14 protein-coding genes are annotated in these 16,181 nt (G+C 63.4%); 8 read left to right on the top strand and 6 right to left on the bottom strand.

Annotated elements, in window-relative coordinates:
- Window positions 1-26: 26 nt before the first annotated feature.
- The 3 genes from BM177_RS04220 to BM177_RS04210 all read right to left on the bottom strand — a co-directional run bounded on the left by BM177_RS04220 (window position 27) and on the right by BM177_RS04210 (window position 3,079).
- Window positions 27-1,250: an MFS transporter gene (locus tag BM177_RS04220; RefSeq protein ID WP_091678455.1), complete on the bottom strand. Its 1,224-nt coding sequence runs from the start codon at window positions 1,248-1,250 to the stop codon at window positions 27-29.
- A 135-nt stretch (window positions 1,251-1,385) separates the two neighbouring features.
- Window positions 1,386-2,162: an SDR family NAD(P)-dependent oxidoreductase gene (locus BM177_RS04215; RefSeq protein ID WP_091678451.1), complete on the bottom strand. Its 777-nt coding sequence runs from the start codon at window positions 2,160-2,162 to the stop codon at window positions 1,386-1,388.
- Window positions 2,159-3,079 carry a ChbG/HpnK family deacetylase gene (locus tag BM177_RS04210; RefSeq protein WP_091678446.1) on the bottom strand — a complete coding sequence of 307 codons (921 nt, stop codon included), beginning with the start codon at window positions 3,077-3,079 and terminating at the stop codon, window positions 2,159-2,161. Before BM177_RS04210 ends, BM177_RS04215 begins: the two co-directional genes overlap by 4 nt.
- A gap of 355 nt (window positions 3,080-3,434) precedes the next feature.
- On the opposite strand from BM177_RS04210, the gene BM177_RS04205 reads away from it, so the two are divergent.
- Together BM177_RS04205 and murJ are read left to right on the top strand one after the other, a co-directional pair.
- The gene (locus BM177_RS04205) at window positions 3,435-4,439 is read left to right on the top strand and encodes a glycosyltransferase family 2 protein (protein ID WP_091678858.1); all 1,005 of its coding nucleotides are present in this window, start codon (window positions 3,435-3,437) and stop codon (window positions 4,437-4,439) included.
- 7 nt (window positions 4,440-4,446) lie between these two features.
- On the top strand, window positions 4,447-5,988 hold the full coding sequence (gene murJ, locus BM177_RS04200) for a murein biosynthesis integral membrane protein MurJ (RefSeq protein WP_091678442.1): 1,542 nt from the start codon (window positions 4,447-4,449) through the stop codon (window positions 5,986-5,988).
- A gap of 2 nt (window positions 5,989-5,990) precedes the next feature.
- Here murJ and BM177_RS04195 read toward each other — a convergent pair whose 3' ends face one another.
- On the bottom strand, window positions 5,991-7,373 hold the full coding sequence (locus BM177_RS04195) for a M20/M25/M40 family metallo-hydrolase (RefSeq protein WP_091678854.1): 1,383 nt from the start codon (window positions 7,371-7,373) through the stop codon (window positions 5,991-5,993).
- Window positions 7,374-7,604: 231 nt separating this feature from the next.
- Between BM177_RS04195 and BM177_RS04190 the strand changes: the two genes are divergently transcribed.
- From BM177_RS04190 to scpA, 5 genes are all read left to right on the top strand, one after another.
- Complete coding sequence (locus BM177_RS04190) at window positions 7,605-7,943, top strand: DUF1491 family protein (protein ID WP_091678439.1); 339 nt, start codon at window positions 7,605-7,607, stop codon at window positions 7,941-7,943.
- Between the two features lie 153 nt (window positions 7,944-8,096).
- A complete protein-coding gene (locus tag BM177_RS04185; RefSeq protein ID WP_091678436.1) occupies window positions 8,097-8,588 on the top strand; it encodes an acyl-CoA thioesterase in 492 nt (163 codons plus the stop codon).
- 159 nt (window positions 8,589-8,747) lie between these two features.
- Window positions 8,748-10,691 carry a methylmalonyl-CoA mutase subunit beta gene (locus BM177_RS04180; protein ID WP_091678433.1) on the top strand — a complete coding sequence of 648 codons (1,944 nt, stop codon included), beginning with the start codon at window positions 8,748-8,750 and terminating at the stop codon, window positions 10,689-10,691.
- A 2-nt stretch (window positions 10,692-10,693) separates the two neighbouring features.
- Complete coding sequence (locus tag BM177_RS04175) at window positions 10,694-11,083, top strand: hypothetical protein (protein ID WP_139223509.1); 390 nt, start codon at window positions 10,694-10,696, stop codon at window positions 11,081-11,083.
- Window positions 11,084-11,195: 112 nt separating this feature from the next.
- The gene (gene scpA / locus BM177_RS04170) at window positions 11,196-13,361 is read left to right on the top strand and encodes a methylmalonyl-CoA mutase (RefSeq protein ID WP_091678425.1); all 2,166 of its coding nucleotides are present in this window, start codon (window positions 11,196-11,198) and stop codon (window positions 13,359-13,361) included.
- A gap of 9 nt (window positions 13,362-13,370) precedes the next feature.
- Here scpA and otsB read toward each other — a convergent pair whose 3' ends face one another.
- Both otsB and BM177_RS04160 read right to left on the bottom strand, forming a co-directional pair.
- Complete coding sequence (otsB, locus tag BM177_RS04165; protein ID WP_244532098.1) at window positions 13,371-14,126, bottom strand: trehalose-phosphatase; 756 nt, start codon at window positions 14,124-14,126, stop codon at window positions 13,371-13,373.
- A complete protein-coding gene (locus tag BM177_RS04160; protein ID WP_091678420.1) occupies window positions 14,123-14,563 on the bottom strand; it encodes a VOC family protein in 441 nt (146 codons plus the stop codon). Before BM177_RS04160 ends, otsB begins: the two co-directional genes overlap by 4 nt.
- A 209-nt stretch (window positions 14,564-14,772) precedes the next feature.
- On the opposite strand from BM177_RS04160, the gene BM177_RS04155 reads away from it, so the two are divergent.
- Window positions 14,773-16,152: a cation diffusion facilitator family transporter gene (locus tag BM177_RS04155; RefSeq protein ID WP_091678416.1), complete on the top strand. Its 1,380-nt coding sequence runs from the start codon at window positions 14,773-14,775 to the stop codon at window positions 16,150-16,152.
- Window positions 16,153-16,181 lie beyond the last annotated feature (29 nt).

Here is a 16,181-nt window from a genome sequence, read left to right as displayed (position 1 = left end):
CGGCGGCGCAATGGGACGCAGAGATTTCACGATCTGTGAGAAACGCCAAGGCTTGGCGCTCTCTCGCGAACGATCGTCAACCCTATAAGCGCTAACGCCGTAAGGCCGGCGCCTGCCAGAAAAGGAGCATAGGGGCCGAAATCATCCCAGAGCGCGCCGGCGACAACGCTCGCAACCAGCAACGACAGGCCGCCCAGCAAATTGAACACGCCATAGGCGGTTCCCCGCAGTTCAGGCGGCGCCGTGTCGGCCACGAGTGTCGCCAATAGTCCTTGTGTACAACCCATATGCAGGCCCCAAAGGACAATCCCTATCGTCACCCCGGCGAGGCCGCGGAAGAACGCCAGTGCCAGGTCGGCGGCGATCAGCAGCGCCAGACCGATCGCGAGCATCGTCATCCGGTTGAGCCGATCGGACCACACTCCCGCCGGATACGCTGCGAGCGCATAGACGATGTTCATGACCACCAGCACCAAAGGCGCGAGGGCGAGCGGCAGACCAACCGACTGCGCCCGCAAAATCAGAAACGCCTCGCTAAAGCGCGCGAGCGTGAACAACGCGCCGATCGTCAGGACCAGCCAATAGCTTGAATTGAGCCGCCGCAGTTCTGCGACGCCGAGCGGAAAGCGCACCTTGCGCAATCCCGCAAACCGTTTCGGCTCTCGCACCGCGACGAGCAAAAGGCTGACCGCGAGAAAGGCTGGTATGACCGCCACCCAGAACACCGCCCGAAAATTGTCGGCGGTCAACCACATCAGACCAATAGCCAGAGCGGGGCCAAGGAATGCTCCGATCGTGTCGAGCGACTGGCGAAGTCCAAAACTCGCCCCGCGCAGATGCGCGGGAGCAATGTCCGCCACGAGAGCGTCGCGGGGGGCGCCCCGGACACCTTTGCCGATCCGGTCGATGAAACGCGCGGCGGCGAGCCAGCTCACGGAAGGCGCCAGCGGGAAGATCGGCTTGGTGAACGCGGAGAGACCATATCCAAGGACCGCCAGAAGCTTCCTTTTGCCGAGCCAATCCGAAATCGCACCGGAGAACACCTTGACGATCGAGGCGGTCGCTTCCGCGACGCCCTCGATGACGCCCACAGTCGCCATCGACGCGCCGAGAACAGTGACGAGATAGACCGGCAGGAGCGCGTGAACCATCTCCGACGAAACATCCATCAGCAGCGAGACAAAACCGAGCGCCCAGACACCGGAGGGAATTTCGCGAAGACCTGCGAGGGCGACAGGAAATTTTATCATGAGGCGAGGGCCACACATCGACGGATGCGTCTCAAGATGATGGTCTTGTGAAGGATTGGGATAATGAAGTCCAAGCTTGGCGCCACGAAGAAACCTCGCGCGACGAAACTGATTCTTGATGCGGGAGGATAAGCCTCACGTTCTCGCCCGCCGCGTCGCGCGGTCCATCAGCCGGAAAAACAGCGGATACGGCAACAGCCGCGCGGCTTTGAACATATAGGCGAGACGGCGCGGAAACGCGATCTCGAAGCCGCCCCGCTCGAAACCGTCGCAGATGATCCTTGCCGCGGCCTCCGCATCGATGATGAATGGCATACTGAACGAGGTGTTGTGGTCTGTCATCGGCGTGCGCACGAAGCCGGGATTGACGATCTGGACGCGCAGGCCAGCATCCTCATAAGTCAGCTTGAGCGCCTCGGCCATATAGATGAGCGCCGCCTTGGTTGAGCCGTAGGCGAGCGAACCGGGAATGCCGCCATAGCCCGCCAGCGATGAAGTGATCGCGATCTGTCCCTTCCCGCGACTCGTCATCGCGGCCAGAACCGGACCAAGACTATTGATCACGCCGCCGACATTGATCTCGAAGGTGCGCCAGGCGAGCGCGGCGTTGAAGGTTTTGCGTTCGGCCGGAAAATAGACGGCGGCGTTGAGGAACGCGAGCGCGATCGGCCCATGCGCCGCCTCGATGGCCCCGACGAGGGACGCGGTCTCGTCCGGTTCGGTCAGATCGCCCGGAAAGGCGTGGATGAGCGGCTCGCTCGCGGCCAGTTCGTCGAGGAGGGCGGCCCTTCGCGCCGTCGCCGCGACCGTATAGCCCCGCCGCGCCAGTTCGATTGCGACGGCGCGGCCAATTCCCGAACTCGCTCCCGTGACCCAGGCTAGTCCTTCGACCGGGCTGGCGCGGAACATCATTTGGGCTCGCGCGAGAGGCGCGAGTCGCTATGGGCCGCGTTACTTTCTCCCGGCTTCTGGAAGGACATTGAAATCCGCTCCAATTCGCCGCCCCGCTGCTGAAGCGTCCGGATAAACGCCGGAGACAGGAGAAAACTGAGTTCGCGCTCGCGCGTCAGCGTGACCGGATCGGTCAGCACAAGCTCTTCGTCGCAATATCCCGGATGGCACATGATCAGGTGGCGAGGGCCCGGCGCGCGCAAATAACAGGCGAAGTCGAGACCATAGTCGCGGCAGGGATCGAAACAGGAAAATCCGGCGAACCCGGAATTGGTGACAAAACCCCTCGCCTGCGCGGCTTTGGCGAAGCCCCGGGCGAGCCAGGTGATCCCGAGCGCCTTTTTGACCTCGATTCCGCGCTTGAGGATATTCGAGACGCGGTCTCCGCTGTTGCGCAGCCAGATCTTCCCGCAAAGCTGTTTTGCTTCGAGGCAATCGAAAAGCCAATGGCGGATGCCGGGGAAAACCTGGACGTGCTGATGTCCGTCGACGAAATCCGGCGGCGCGCCAAAAGCGTCAACGAACGCATCGAACTGGCGTTCGATTTCGCGCCGGATCTCCGCTTCGGGCAAAGCGTTCGCGCCGGCCGCTTGCAGCAGCTGGCGGATTTCAGGCAGCCGTCCGGACGGCGCGAACCGGGGCATGACGCCCAAAGGCGCCCCGAGGGTCAGATTGAGATGAAGACCTATGTCCGCCCTGCCCCTGAACGCGCGAAGACGCGCGGCGTCGTCGCGCCAGGACGGGCGGGTCGTCATCACGCTTGTCGCGCTCAGCCGGCCAGCGTCCAAGGCTTCCAGAATTCCCTGGCTGACGCCTCGCGACAGCGCGAAATCGTCGGCGCAAAGACCAAATGAGAATGAAGCCCCGGCCGCGCCCATTGGCGGTTCCTCCAATTTCGTAACGCCTCTTCCCGGTGTGGCCGGCCGGCGCGTCCGCCCGTGGCTCGCGGAGACGCCGCTCAATCATCGAATTCCGCGCGACGGGCGCAGGCTCGGCGCCAGGCAGTCGGGAGCGCCGCCACATCGGTCAGCCGCCGTTCATCCCGACTCTTGCATCCTGCGATGACCGAGCCTAGGAGAAGACGCTTCGCCTTGCCTTTCTGTTCACCTTGCCTTCCTAAAAGAAAACAGGAAAAAACGGAAGGACAAACTCCTTGTCCGTCCGATTCGAAGCGCCGCCTCCAGCTCGATTTCGCCCCCAGCCCCAGCGCCTTAGATGAACGAGCGGCATTCGATGACCAAGAACGAGCCCGAAGCGGCGGAGCCTGAACTTTCCGTCGTTGCGCCGGTCCATAATGAAGCCGAAAACATAGCGCCTTTGCTGAACAGACTCGCGGCCGCCCTCGAGGGCTGCGTGAGTTCGTTCGAGGTCGTCTTCGTGGACGACGGCTCGACCGATGCGACGCTCCAGGAATTGCGCGCCGCGAACCAACGCGACCCCCGCGTGCGCGCGCTGTCGCTCAGCCGGAATTTCGGCAAGGAAATCGCCATCGCCGCCGGCCTCGATCACGTCAAAGGCGCCGCGACGGTCATCATGGACGCGGACTTGCAGCATCCTCCGGAGACGATCAGGAAATTCGTGGAGCTTTGGCGGGCGGGCTACAAGAATGTCTATGGAGAACGGGTTTCTCACACGTCGGACAGCCGGCTGCGCCAGGTGCTGACGCAACGCTTCTACCGGCTTTTTGAATCTCTCTCGGACACGGACCTTCCCGAAGGAGCCGGCGATTTCCGTCTTCTCGACGCCTCTGCGGTCAGGGCGCTTCGCACCATGCGCGAGCACGCCCGGTTCTCCAAAGGCCTTTACGCCTGGATCGGCTTCAAATCGATCGGCGTTCCATTCGAGGTCGAGCCGCGCGCGCATGGCGCGACAAAGTATAATTATCTCAGACTGACCAATTTCGCGCTCGACGGACTGATGTCCTTTTCGACCCTTCCCCTCAAGGTCTGGAGCTTTATCGGTCTTGGGACCTCCATCTTCGCGCTGGCGCTGGCGACCTTCTATCTCGTGCGGACCTTGTTGCTGGGCGTCGACGTCCCGGGTTACGCCTCCCTGATCGTGTCCGTCACCTTCTTCGCCGGCATCCAGTTGCTTTCGCTCGGGATCGTCGGAGAATATATCGGCCGCATCTTCGCCGAGGTGAAGCGCCGCCCGCTCTACCTGGTCGAGGAGCGAATCGGGGTCGCTCCGGTCGCGCCCGACGATCAGATCACCAGCACTCAGCACGACTGGACCTGACCGCTCGATGTACAAGAGCCTCCTTTCGGTCGGCGGCTTCACGTTGATCTCGCGCGGCGCCGGGTTTCTTCGCGACGTCATGCTTGGCGCCGTTCTGGGCGCGGGGCTCCTCGCCGACGCGTTCGTCGTGGCGCAGCGGCTGCCGAACCATTTCCGCGCGATCTTCGGCGAGGGCGCCTGGAACGCGGCTTTCGTGCCGACCTATTCGCGTGTTCTCGAGACCGAAGGCCTCCCGGCCGCGCGGATATTCTCCGGCCAGATTTTCATCGGGCTGCTGCTCACCCAAATCATCCTGCTGGCGCTCGCGCTCGCCTTTACGCCGGCTTTCATCGATCTTCTCGCGCCGGGGTTTCGCGACAATCCCGAAAAATTCGACCTGACCGTCACATTGACCCGCATCACGTTTCCCTACCTTTTGCTGGTTTCGCTGGTGACGCTGCAATCGGGCGCCTTGAACGCCCACCGGCTCTTCGCCGCCGCCGCCTTCGCGCCGGTGCTGATGAACCTCTCCATGATGCTCTTCCTCGGTCTCGCGTTCTCCTTCTCCAACGCCGGTGCGGCGGCCAGCTGGGGCCTCACCTTCTCCGGCGTGCTGCAGCTCGCGTTGACGTCGTTCGCCGCCTGGCGCGCCGGCATTCTGGAGCGTTTCGCGATCCCCGAGATGACCGCCAACGTCAGACATTTTCTCAAAACGCTCGGCCCGGCGGTGATCGGATCGGCCGGCGTGCAGATCGCGCTGTTCACCGACACGATCGTCGGTTCGCTGCTGCCCACGGGCGGACCGTCCTCTATCTATTACGCCGATCGCATCTATCAATTGCCCGTCGGCGTCATCGGCATTGCGGCGGGGACCGTCCTCTTGCCGGAAATGAGCCGGCTTCTCGCGGCCGGCAAACGCGACGCGGCCCTGCACGCGCAAAACCGCACCATGGCGCTCTCTCTTGCTCTCTCCGCGCCTTTTTTTGTCGCCTTCATCATGATCCCGGAGTTCATCATGAGGGGCGTCTTTCTGCGCGGCGCCTTCACGCTCGAGGCGGCGGACGCCTCCGCCAACGTTCTGACCGCGTATGGCTTCGGCCTTGTCGCGATCGTGCTCTTGCGTTCCGCCATCGCGAGCTTTCAGGCGCAAGGCGACACAAAAACGCCGATGATGATCGCCCTGGCGGCGGTCGCGGTCAACATCGCTCTGAAGCTCGTGCTGTTCACGCCGCTCGGCGCGCCGGGGCTCGCCGCCGCGACGGCGGCGGGAGCTTGGGTTAACCTGCTGCTGCTTGTGTTCTTCGCAATTCGCCGCAGAGCAATGAAGATCGACCTTGTCTTGTGGAAGGCTGCGACCTGCGTCGTGACAGCGTCCTGCGCCCTGGCGATTTTCTCACTCCTTTCGATCGGGCCGGTCGAACTGCTCGCTTTATGGGTCGGGCGCTTCGTCAACGAGACCGAACTTTTGGCCCTCGGCGTTTCCGGAGCGGCGGTCTACGCCGCCGTCCTTCTGGTCGGCCTTCGCGTTTCGGGGGTCGAGCTCCGCCGGAAAGCCACCGCAAACGCCTGACGTCACAGCGCCAGCGCGTTGAGCACCCGCGCCCAGCTGCGCGCGCCCTTGTGGAACGAGGCAAGATCGTATTTCTCGTTGGGCGAATGCATCCGGTCATCGTCAAGACCGAACCCGATCATCAGGCTGTCCATCCCAAGGTCATGCTTGAACGATCCGATGACGGGAATCGAGCCGCCGCATCCGGCGAGAACCGGCTCCTTGCCCCACTCGGCCTGAAGCGCCCGGCTGGCGCGGGTCAGAGCCTCCGAACTGAACGGAAGTTGAAGCGCGGCGGAGGCGCCGTGCGAGATGAATTCCGCGCGGCAGTCGGCCGGCAGACGCTTCTGCACGAAAGCGCGGAAACTCTCCGCGACCTTGACGGGATCCTGCTGGCCGACCAGCCGGAACGAGAATTTGGCGCTGGCCTGCGCGGGCAGCACGGTTTTCGATCCCTTGCCGGTGTAGCCGCCAATGATTCCGTTAACGTCGCAGGTCGGGCGCGACCAGATCATCTCCAGCACGCCGCGGTCTTTCTCGCCGGCCGGAACGGAGAGGCCGACGCCTTTCAGGAACTCCGCTTCATGCGCGCGCAAACCCTGCCATTGCTCGGCCACCGCTTCGGGCAGTTCCGCGACGCCGTCGTAAAAGCCGGGCAAGGCGATCGCGCCGTTTTCGTCATGCAGATCGGCGATGATGCGGGCGAGAACATGGATGGGGTTGATCGCCGGGCCGCCGAACATCCCGGAATGCAGATCCCGATCGGCGCCATGAATCACGACCTCCTCCAAAACGAGCCCGCGCAGCATGGTCGTGATCGCGGGGGTCGACCGGTCCCACATGCCGGTGTCGCAGACCAGCGCCATGTCGGCCTCAAGTTCAGCCTTGTTGGCGGCGAGAAAGCCCGGAAGCGAAGGCGAGCCGGTCTCTTCCTCGCCTTCGATGAAAAAGGTGACGTTGCACGGCAGGCCGCCCGTCTCCTTGAAGGCACGGCACGCCTCGACGAAGGTCATCAGCTGGCCCTTGTCGTCGGCGGTCCCGCGTCCGACGATTTGCTTGCCTGTGGACGCGTCGGCGACTCGGGGCTCGAACGGCGGCGTCTCCCAGAGATCCAGGGGATCCGGCGGCTGCACGTCGTAATGTCCGTAAAAAAGAACATGCGGCACGTCGGGGCGCGGCCCCTTTCCCTGAGCGACGACCATCGGACGCCCTGTCGTCTCCCTGACGGACGCCTCGAAGCCAAGACCTTGCAGCTCGGCGGCGAGCCATTGCGCCGCCCTGGCGCAATCCTCCGCATAGGCCGGGTCGGTCGAGATCGACGGGATTTTGACGAAGTCGAAAAGCCTCCCGAGCGCTGAGTCGAGATTAGCGTCGATTTTCGCGAGAACCGTGTCGATCGCGGCCATGCATATCTCCTTGAAAGATCCGATCGCCCCCTCGCCCGGCGACGAAGGCGGCAATGCCGGGACAGGCTATAATCCGATTCCATCAATACAATACAAAGGAATGCGGCGGGATCATTATAGTCTTGCGGGGGGAATAGTTTTGCGGGCGGAGCGGACTATCGTTCTTGGACGCCGGAGCGCAAGCTCCCGGATCGTTCGGCACGCTCATTCTGGATCGGAATCGGAGATTTCATGCGGCTGCGGGCCGATTTCTGGGTGTCTGCCTATCTGCGGCGCTGCGCGCTCGAGGGCGCATGCGCCGTTTTGCGCCGCCGGGGATCCCCCGAGGCGGGCGCGATCTTCGTCAAACTCGACCGGCTCGACGGTTCGGCCGCCCTGTTTGGGCCAGCTCCCCAAAGCGAACTCAAGGAGGGCGTCGACCGCGTTTTCGCGCGGATGCACCGCGAAGCCTTCATCGATACGGGCGAAGCCGAACTCAAACTCTCCCGGGAGATTTCCTTCGACCCCGACCTCTGGATTGTGGAAACGGAGGACAGGCAGGGCCGCTGTTTCCTCGATCTCGCCGATTGACGCCCGCCGCGACGACTTACCCCAAAACTTGCCCCCAAACCTGCTCCAAAACTTGCCCCAAAAACGTCTCTGTGCCATTGGCTTCGCCTGCGCCTTCATTTGTCGCCGGAGCGCCAAATCGGGCGACGAACGCGAAATCGGGTGATGAATTCCATGAGCCAACAGGAAAAGTCGCTGTTCATGACCTTCCTCATGACGCCCGACATGGCGAACTTCTCCGGCCATGTGCATGGAGGCGTCATCCTGAAGCTGCTCGATCAGGTCGCCTACGCCTGCGCCGCCCGCTACTGCAAGAGCTATGTGGTGACCGCCTCGCTGGACCAGGTGATTTTCAAGGAGCCGATCCGGGTCGGCGAACTCGTCACCTTCAAGGCCAACGTCAATTTCGTCGGGCGCACCTCCATGGAGATCGGGATCAAGGTGATCGCCGAAAATCTGACGGCGTCCGAGGAGCCGCGCCATACCAATTCCTGCTACTTCACCATGGTCGCGCGGCGGGAGGACGGCAGCGCCTTCGTGGTGCCGCCGCTCGTGATCGAAACCGAGGTCGAACGTCGATTGTTCGAGGCCGGCAAGATGCGCAAGGAGATGCGCCAGGAAATCATGGAGCGCAACAAGACGCTGCACGTCGGCATTCCCGACTAAGCCGGGCGGAAGCCTGCCTTGAGCATATTCCGATCGGATTGAATCAATCCAATCGAGGAGACTATGCTCAAGCTTTTGACTCTGGAGCGATTTCTGATTGATCGCATGACTTCATGCGATCGGAAAGCGCTCTAACGCCGTGACGCCGGGAGAGCGCGCATGAGCGACGACAGCCTCTCGATAACGGATAGGTTTATAACGGATAACTTTATCAACGACTTTCCTTCGGCCACCCTGGAGCAATGGCGCGCGCTCGTCGCCGCCGCGCTGAAAGGCGAGCCGTTTGAGCGGCTCGTCTCGGCGACCCCCGAAGGTTTGCTTCTCCAACCTCTCTACGCGCGGGCGACGGGCGCGGATGCGCGGGCCTTTCGGCAAAAGCCCGGCGGCTGGGCCATCGCGCAACGGATGGACCAGCCGGATCCTTCCGCCGCCAATGAATCGGCGGTCGCCGACCTTCAAAACGGCGTCGGGGCGCTGACCCTGACGATCGCGTACGCCCCCGCCGGACGCGGGTTCGGCGTTGAGATCGGAGACGAAGCTGATCTCGCAATGGCGTTGTCGGGGTTTGAACTCGATTTGATCTCGCTCCGGATCGACGCGGCGTCGAGAAGCCTTGAGATCGCGGGCGCGCTCGCGGCCGAGGCCCGAAAGAGGCGTCTGAGCGCCGCCGCGCTCGACGTCGATTTCGGCCATGATCCGATCGGTAATTTCGCCCGCTCCGGCGCGACGCCTCAATCGCCGGACGAAATCGGACGCGAGGCCGCGCATGTCGCGCGCGCGCTCCGCGACGGCGGTTTCGCCGGGCGCTTTCTGCTCGCGGACGGCCGGCCCTATCATGAAGCTGGCGCGGGGGAGGCCCAGGAACTCGCCTATGCGCTCGCCGCGGCCGTTGAATATCTGCGCCTGCTGGAGGCCGCGGGTCTACCGCTCGAGGACGCGCGCGACGAGATTGCGTTTCTCCTTGCGGCGGATGCGGACCTGTTTTTGACCCTGACGAAATTTCGCGCCCTGCGGCGGCTTTGGGCGCAGGTCGAGTCCGCCTGCGGGCTGAAACAGAAGCCGGTCCGGCTCCATGCGGAAACATCGTTTCGCTGCATGACGCGCTACGATCCGTTCGTGAACATTTTCCGCGCCGCCGCGGGGGCTTTCGCGGCGGGCCTCGGCGGCGCTGACGTCATCACTGTGCTGCCCTTCACTCTCGCGCTCGGTCTGCCGGATGCGTCCGCCCGCCGCATCGCGCGCAACACGCAACTGGTCCTTCTCGCCGAATCCCATCTCGGGGAGGTCGCCGATCCCGCGGCTGGTTCCGGCGCTTTCGAGGCCCTGACCGGGCAGCTCTGCGAGCGCGCCTGGAGCTTGTTTCAAGACATTGAAAAGGCTGGCGGCCTCATCCGCGCTCTGGAGGCAGGAACGCCGCAAAAGCAGATCGCCAGCGTCGCCGCCCTTCGGCGGGACAAGATCGCCCGGCGCGTCCAGCCGATCACCGGAGTCAGCGCATTTCCCGATCTTTGCGAGGCGCCGCTCGAGGTGCTTCAGCCAGCGCCGATCACGATCGAACCGGCTCGTCCCGCGCCGGACGGCGCTCCGCCAAACCGCCTCAGCTGCGCGCCGCTCCCCGCCCGCCGTGACGCCGAACCCTACGAAAGATTGCGCGCGGCTTCGGATGCGCAATGCGCCCGCAACGGCGCGAGGCCGAAGATTTTTCTCGCTCTTCTCGGCAAGCAGGCTGCATCGCTCGCAAGCGCTCGCTTCGTCAAAAGCCTCTTCGCGACGGCCGGGATCGAGACGGCCGAAAGCGACGGCCTTGAGACTGCGGAAGCGTTATCGGAGGCGTTCCGCCATTCAGGCTGCAAAGAGGCGTGTATTTGCGCCGCCGACCCCGTCCCGCTTGCAGCCGTGATTGCGGCGGCGAAAGCCCTTCGCCAAGCAGGCGCAGCGAAAATCTGTCTCTCGGCAGCCTCGGGAGAAAGGGACGACATTTTGCGTGAAGCCGGGATCGGCGTTTTTATTCATCCGGGCTGCGACGCACTGGCTATCCTAGACGGTTTGGTTAAAATCTCCGCGGGAGCGGATGACGTCCAAAGGCGTGACGAAGGAGAATAACCTTGAACCCAGTGCGACTTTCCCGTCTTTTCGCCTCAGCGCTCGCCGCCGCAAGCCTCCTTCCCGGCATGGCCTTGGCCACATCGGGCAGGTCCGGCGCAGACAATCACGACGGCGTCTATGCCGTGGACGTCGTCACCCGGCAGGGCGCTTGCGATCGAAGCTATCGCTGGACCATCGCCGTCTCCGGAGGCCGGGTCCGTTCCACAGGCGACGCCCTGATGCAGGCTTCGGGCAGCATCGACAAAAACGGCGTCGTCGCCCTTACCTTCCGGCGCGACAACGACTTCGCGCGCGCGGCGGGACGCGTTAAAGGAAGCACTGGCTCAGGCGCCTGGTCGTCGCCAACCCTGCAATGCGGCGGCTCATGGCGGGCGACCCGTCTGGGCTGATCGCCCGCAAGGCGACGCTTTTGGCAATGCGACTTCGGCGGTTAAATTGCGGACCGCCCCACAGGCGCTATGATCCGGCTGAACATCGGCTCGCCCTGCAGGAGGCGCGCGTTTGAGCCAAATCCCCGACTTTACGACGGTTTCGCTCGCGCAAGCCGGGAGCGCTCCTGACGTCGCCGTGGGCGACGGCTGGAGAACGCTGGAAGGCGTCGACGTCAAGCCGGTCTATGCCGCCTCGGATCTCGACGGGATCGGCTGGCTCGACACCTTTCCCGGCATCGCTCCCTATTTGCGCGGCCCCTACCCGACAATGTATGCGCTTCGGCCCTGGACCATCCGGCAATACGCGGGATTCTCGACGGCGGAAGAGTCAAACGCCTTCTACCGCCGCAATCTCGCCGCCGGCCAGAAAGGTCTTTCGGTCGCGTTCGATCTGCCGACCCATCGCGGCTACGACAGCGATCATCCAAGGGTTCTCGCCGACGTCGGCATGGCCGGAGTGGCGATCGATTCCATCCTCGATATGCAAACGCTGTTTTCCGGCATTCCGCTGGACGCGACGTCAGTCTCGATGACGATGAACGGGGCGGTGCTGCCTGTGCTCGCCCTCTATATCGCGGCGGCCGAGGACCAAGGCGTCGCCGGGTCGAAACTCACCGGCACGATCCAGAACGATATTTTGAAGGAGTTCATGGTTCGCAACACCTACATCTATCCGCCCGAGGCGTCGTTACGCATCGCGTCGGACATTTTCGCCTACACATCGCGGAATATGCCGAGATTCAACTCGATCTCGATCTCAGGCTATCACATGCAGGAGGCCGGCGCCTCCGCCGATCTCGAACTCGCCTACACCCTGGCGGACGGCGCCGAATATATCCGCGCAGGGTTGAAGGCCGGGCTCGCCATCGATGAATTCGCGCCGCGACTGTCGTTCTTTTTCGGAATCTCGATGAATTTCTTCATGGAGATCGCGAAATTACGCGCCGCGCGGCTGATCTGGTCGAAGCTCGTCAAGGCCTTCAATCCGAAGCTGGAACAATCCCTCGTACTGCGCACCCACGCGCAAACATCCGGCTGGTCGCTGGCGGCGACAGACCCGTTCAACAACATCGTCCGCACGCAGATCGAAGCGATGGCGGCGACGCAGGGCCACACCCAATCCCTCCATACCAACGCGCTCGACGAGGCTCTCGCGCTGCCGACGGATTTTTCCGCGCGGATCGCGCGCAACACCCAGGTTTTCCTCCAGCAGGAAAGCGGGACGCATCGCATCATCGATCCATGGGGCGGCTCCTTTTATGTAGAGCGCCTCACCGCCGATCTCATAACCAGAGTCATGGCGCGCCTCGATGAGATCGACGCCCTTGGCGGCATGGCGAAGGCGATCGAGGCGGGCGTGCCGAAACAGCGGATCGAAGAGGCCGCCGCGCGCACCCAGGCGCGGATCGACAGCGGCGCGCAAAAAATCATCGGCGTCAACGCCTACAGGCCGGATCACGAGGCTCCGATCGCCGTCCGCAAGGTCGACACGGCGGCGGTCCTCGCTCGCCAGATCGAAAAGCTCGAACGCCTGAAGGCGGGCCGCGACGCCGCCGCGGTCGAGGAAAGGCTCGCCGCGCTGACGCGGGGCGCGGCGTCCTCCGCCAATCTCGTCGCGCTCGCGCTCGAGGCGGCTCGCGCAAAGGCGACCGTCGGCGAAATTTCGTTCACGCTCGAAAAAGTCTTCGGGCGCCATCAGGCCAGGATCGAGACGATCTCCGGCGTTTATGCGCGCGAGGCCGGCGCCCGCGCCATTGCGAAAACCAGGTCCCTGGTCGAGGCGTTTATCGAGAACGACGGCCGTCCGCCGCGCATTCTCGTCGCTAAGGTCGGCCAGGACGGGCACGATCGCGGCCAGAGAATTATAGCTACGGCGCTTCGCGATTTTGGATTTGCGGTCGAGACCGGCCCCCTTTTCGCCACGCCCGAGGAAGCCGCGCGTCTGGCGATCCAGTCGAATGTCCAGATCATCGGCGTCTCGTCGCTCGCGGCAGGGCATTTGACCCTTGTGCCGCAATTGCGCGACGCGCTTCAAAGCCAGGGGCGCGGCGACATCATGATCGTCGTCGGCGGCGTCATTCCGCCGCAGGATTTCGACGCCTTGCGGGACGCCGGCGCCGTCGCGATTTTTCCGCCCGGAACTCCGGTTCCGGAAGCCGCCGAAAAACTCATCGACCTGCTGAACGAAAAGCTCGGCTACCAGCAAAGAGCCGGGAGCGCGCAAAAGCCGTTGTGAGCTTCCCGCTCAGGCGTCGAGTGTCGCCGCGACATGGCGCAGTTGCGTTCGCACTGCGAGGGGATCGCTCAGGAAAAACCGCGCCGCCGTCGGACCAACGGCTCCGACGCGAATTGTGACGCCGCCAGCCCGATTGACAAAATCGAACCCGCTCTCGTCGGTCAGATCGTCGCCAATGAAAACCGGGGTCCTCCCGCAAAACGGGCGGGCGGCCAGCAGCGCCTCGATTGCAGTTCCTTTTTCGTATTGAGCCTGCTTGAGTTCGGCGACCATCTTGCCTTCCTGAACGGCAAGGCCCGGCCGCCGCGCGAATTTTTCGAGCGCGGCCCGCACCTCATCGGCCAGTTCCGGCCTCTGCCGATAATGCAGCGCCAGCGTCGCGCCTTTATCCTCAAGCATCAGTCCTGGATGTGTTTGCGCGAACAGGCGGAGTTCCGGCCTCGCGGCGTCCATGACGGCGCTTTCGGCGCGCGACCGCGCGCCATCCGCGAAACGGATTTCGGCGCCGTGCAATCCGGCCGAGGGAAATGAACAGGGCGCGAAGATCTGGTCGAGATCGTCAACCGCCCGGCCGCTGACGAGGGCGAGCGCTCCGTTAAGGCCGGCGGCCAGACGTGAAAGCAGTTCACGCAGCGGCGCGTCTGCGCTGACGTCCTGAGGACGCGGTTTGATCTCAAGCAGAGTGCCGTCGACGTCGAGAAAATAGGCGGAGGCCGCCGCCGGCGCCAGTTGGGCGAGTTCGCCTGCCTGCAAAAAGCTGCTCACCAGACCCCGACATTGGGCATCGACGCCCAAGGCTCCTGCTTCGGCTTGGGGGAATCCTTTTGCAGGAGTTCGATCGAAATATGATCCGGAGAGCGGATGAACGCCATCGCCCCGTCCCGAGGCGGACGATTGATAATGACGCCCGCTTTCACGAGTTTGTCGCAAAAGTCGTAAATATCATCGACGGCGTAAGCGAGGTGGCCGAAATTCCGGCCGCCCTGATAGACTTCCTTGTCCCAATTGTAGGTCAATTCGATGACAGGAGATTTGCTCTTTTTGTCTCCATCGAGATCCCCGGGCGCGGCGAGAAACACGAGCGTGAACCGCCCCGCCTCATTGTCGATGCGACGGACCTCGACGAGGCCGAGTTTCCCGATATAAAAATCAAGCGATTGATCGAGGTCGGCGACTCGAACCATCGTGTGCAGAAAATTCATCTCCGTTCCTCTCCTCCGCTGGGGCGGCTGGCTTGATGGCATTGGCTTGGCGGCATTGGCTTGGCGACGGATGCCGTATAGCATGGAGCAAGCCGCCTCGTCTTGCGAACGCCCGCAAAAGCCTCCGGGTCGACACTCCCCCCTTGGATCCGTCCTCCACGCGCCGGAATTTCCGGCGTCGCTGAAATTGAAGTTTAGGGAACGCGGTCATGACTGAAACCAGTCAGCGCAAGGAGCGCGCGGCGCTAGCCTCCATCGCGACGAGCGCCGCCTTGACGGTGGCCAAGGTCATCGCGGGGCTCTCGTCCGGTTCACTCGCGATTTTGTCCGAAGCCGGGCACAATCTGGCGGATGTCGCGACGACGATCCTCACCTATTTCGCGATCCGGATCGCCCACAAGCCCGCCGACGACGAACACCCCTATGGCCACGGCAAGGTCGAATCGCTGGCGGCGCTGATCGAAACCGGATTCTTGTTCGCATTGTCGGCGTTCATCCTGATCGAAGCCCTGAGGCGGCTCGGGCGGCCCGACGTCACGATTGAAGCCAACGCCCTCGCGTTCGGCGTTCTGATCGTCTCGATGATCGTCGATCTCATTCGCTGGCGATCGCTGTCCCGCATCGCCAGGGAAACAAAAAGCGACGCCCTCGCCGCGGACGCCCTGCATTTCTCAAGCGATCTCGTCAGTTCCGCCCTCGCCCTCGCCGGCATCACCGCCGCGCATTATGGCTACCCTCAGGGCGACGCCATCGCCGCCCTCGGCGTCGCCGCCTTCGTCGCCGTGGCCGGCTATCATATCGGCCGGCGCACGGTGGACAACCTCGTCGACGCGGCGCCCAAGGGCCTGACCGAGACCATCGCCTCGATCGCCCAGTCGGTTCCGGGGGTGATCAAGGTCACCGCCGTCAGGCTGCGCCCGGCGGGCGCCGAAGTCATCGGCGACGTCACGATATCGGTGTCGCGGACCCTGACGCTCGAAACGCTCTCCGCGATCAAGGCGAAGGTTGGCGCCGAAATCGCCGCGAGCAACCCCGAAGTCACGGTCACGATCTCCGCCGAGCCGATCGCGCTCGACGACGAAACCATTCTGGAACGCGTCACGCTGATTGCGGCCAAGCGTCACCTGCCGATTCATCACATGACCTTGCAGGAGATCGACAGGCGGACCTCGGTCAGTTTCGATGTCGAACTCGACGGCCGGATGACGCATGGCGTGGCGCATGAGATCGTCACTGGACTGGAAAAAGAGATCCGGAGCGAACTTGGCTCGGATTTCGAGGTGGAAACCCATATCGAGCCGCTCGAACTTCGCCATCTTGAGGGCCGCGACGCGCCGCTCGACACCCAGATCAAGATCGCCGGAGCGTTAGCCGGACACGCCCCCCGCGAGGGGGCGATCCAGGACATCCACAACGTCAGGGTCCGGAACACGCCGGCAGGACTTGTCGTGAACTATCATTGCCGGGTCGATCAACGGCTCACGGTCAATGACGTCCACGACCAGATCGACGAACTGGAACGCCGGGTCCGCGGCGACTTCGGCGAAATCGTCCGCATTGTCGGACACGCCGACCCCTTGCATCCATGAGAGAAGTCGAACCTCACGATCAGGCTTTG

This window comes from Methylocapsa palsarum (assembly GCF_900114285.1).
GTDB lineage: Bacteria > Pseudomonadota > Alphaproteobacteria > Rhizobiales > Beijerinckiaceae > Methylocapsa > Methylocapsa palsarum.
The sequence above is the reverse complement of the archived record's forward strand: the minus strand, read 5'-3'. Positions and strand labels throughout refer to the sequence as shown.

Bases quoted from the DNA above. Each gene is read 5' to 3' on its own strand.
- murJ (WP_091678442.1), top strand. From the start codon at position 4,447: ATGTACAAGAGCCTCCTTTCGGTCGGCGGCTTCACGTTGATCTCGCGC.
- BM177_RS04160 (WP_091678420.1), bottom strand. From the start codon at position 14,563: ATGAATTTTCTGCACACGATGGTTCGAGTCGCCGACCTCGATCAATCG.
- BM177_RS04210 (WP_091678446.1), bottom strand. From the start codon at position 3,079: ATGGGCGCGGCCGGGGCTTCATTCTCATTTGGTCTTTGCGCCGACGAT.
- BM177_RS04185 (WP_091678436.1), top strand. From the start codon at position 8,097: ATGAGCCAACAGGAAAAGTCGCTGTTCATGACCTTCCTCATGACGCCC.
- BM177_RS04190 (WP_091678439.1), top strand. From the start codon at position 7,605: ATGCGGCTGCGGGCCGATTTCTGGGTGTCTGCCTATCTGCGGCGCTGC.
- BM177_RS04205 (WP_091678858.1), top strand. From the start codon at position 3,435: ATGACCAAGAACGAGCCCGAAGCGGCGGAGCCTGAACTTTCCGTCGTT.
- BM177_RS04215 (WP_091678451.1), bottom strand. From the start codon at position 2,162: ATGATGTTCCGCGCCAGCCCGGTCGAAGGACTAGCCTGGGTCACGGGA.
- BM177_RS04180 (WP_091678433.1), top strand. From the start codon at position 8,748: ATGAGCGACGACAGCCTCTCGATAACGGATAGGTTTATAACGGATAAC.
- BM177_RS04195 (WP_091678854.1), bottom strand. From the start codon at position 7,373: ATGGCCGCGATCGACACGGTTCTCGCGAAAATCGACGCTAATCTCGAC.
- BM177_RS04155 (WP_091678416.1), top strand. From the start codon at position 14,773: ATGACTGAAACCAGTCAGCGCAAGGAGCGCGCGGCGCTAGCCTCCATC.
- BM177_RS04220 (WP_091678455.1), bottom strand. From the start codon at position 1,250: ATGATAAAATTTCCTGTCGCCCTCGCAGGTCTTCGCGAAATTCCCTCC.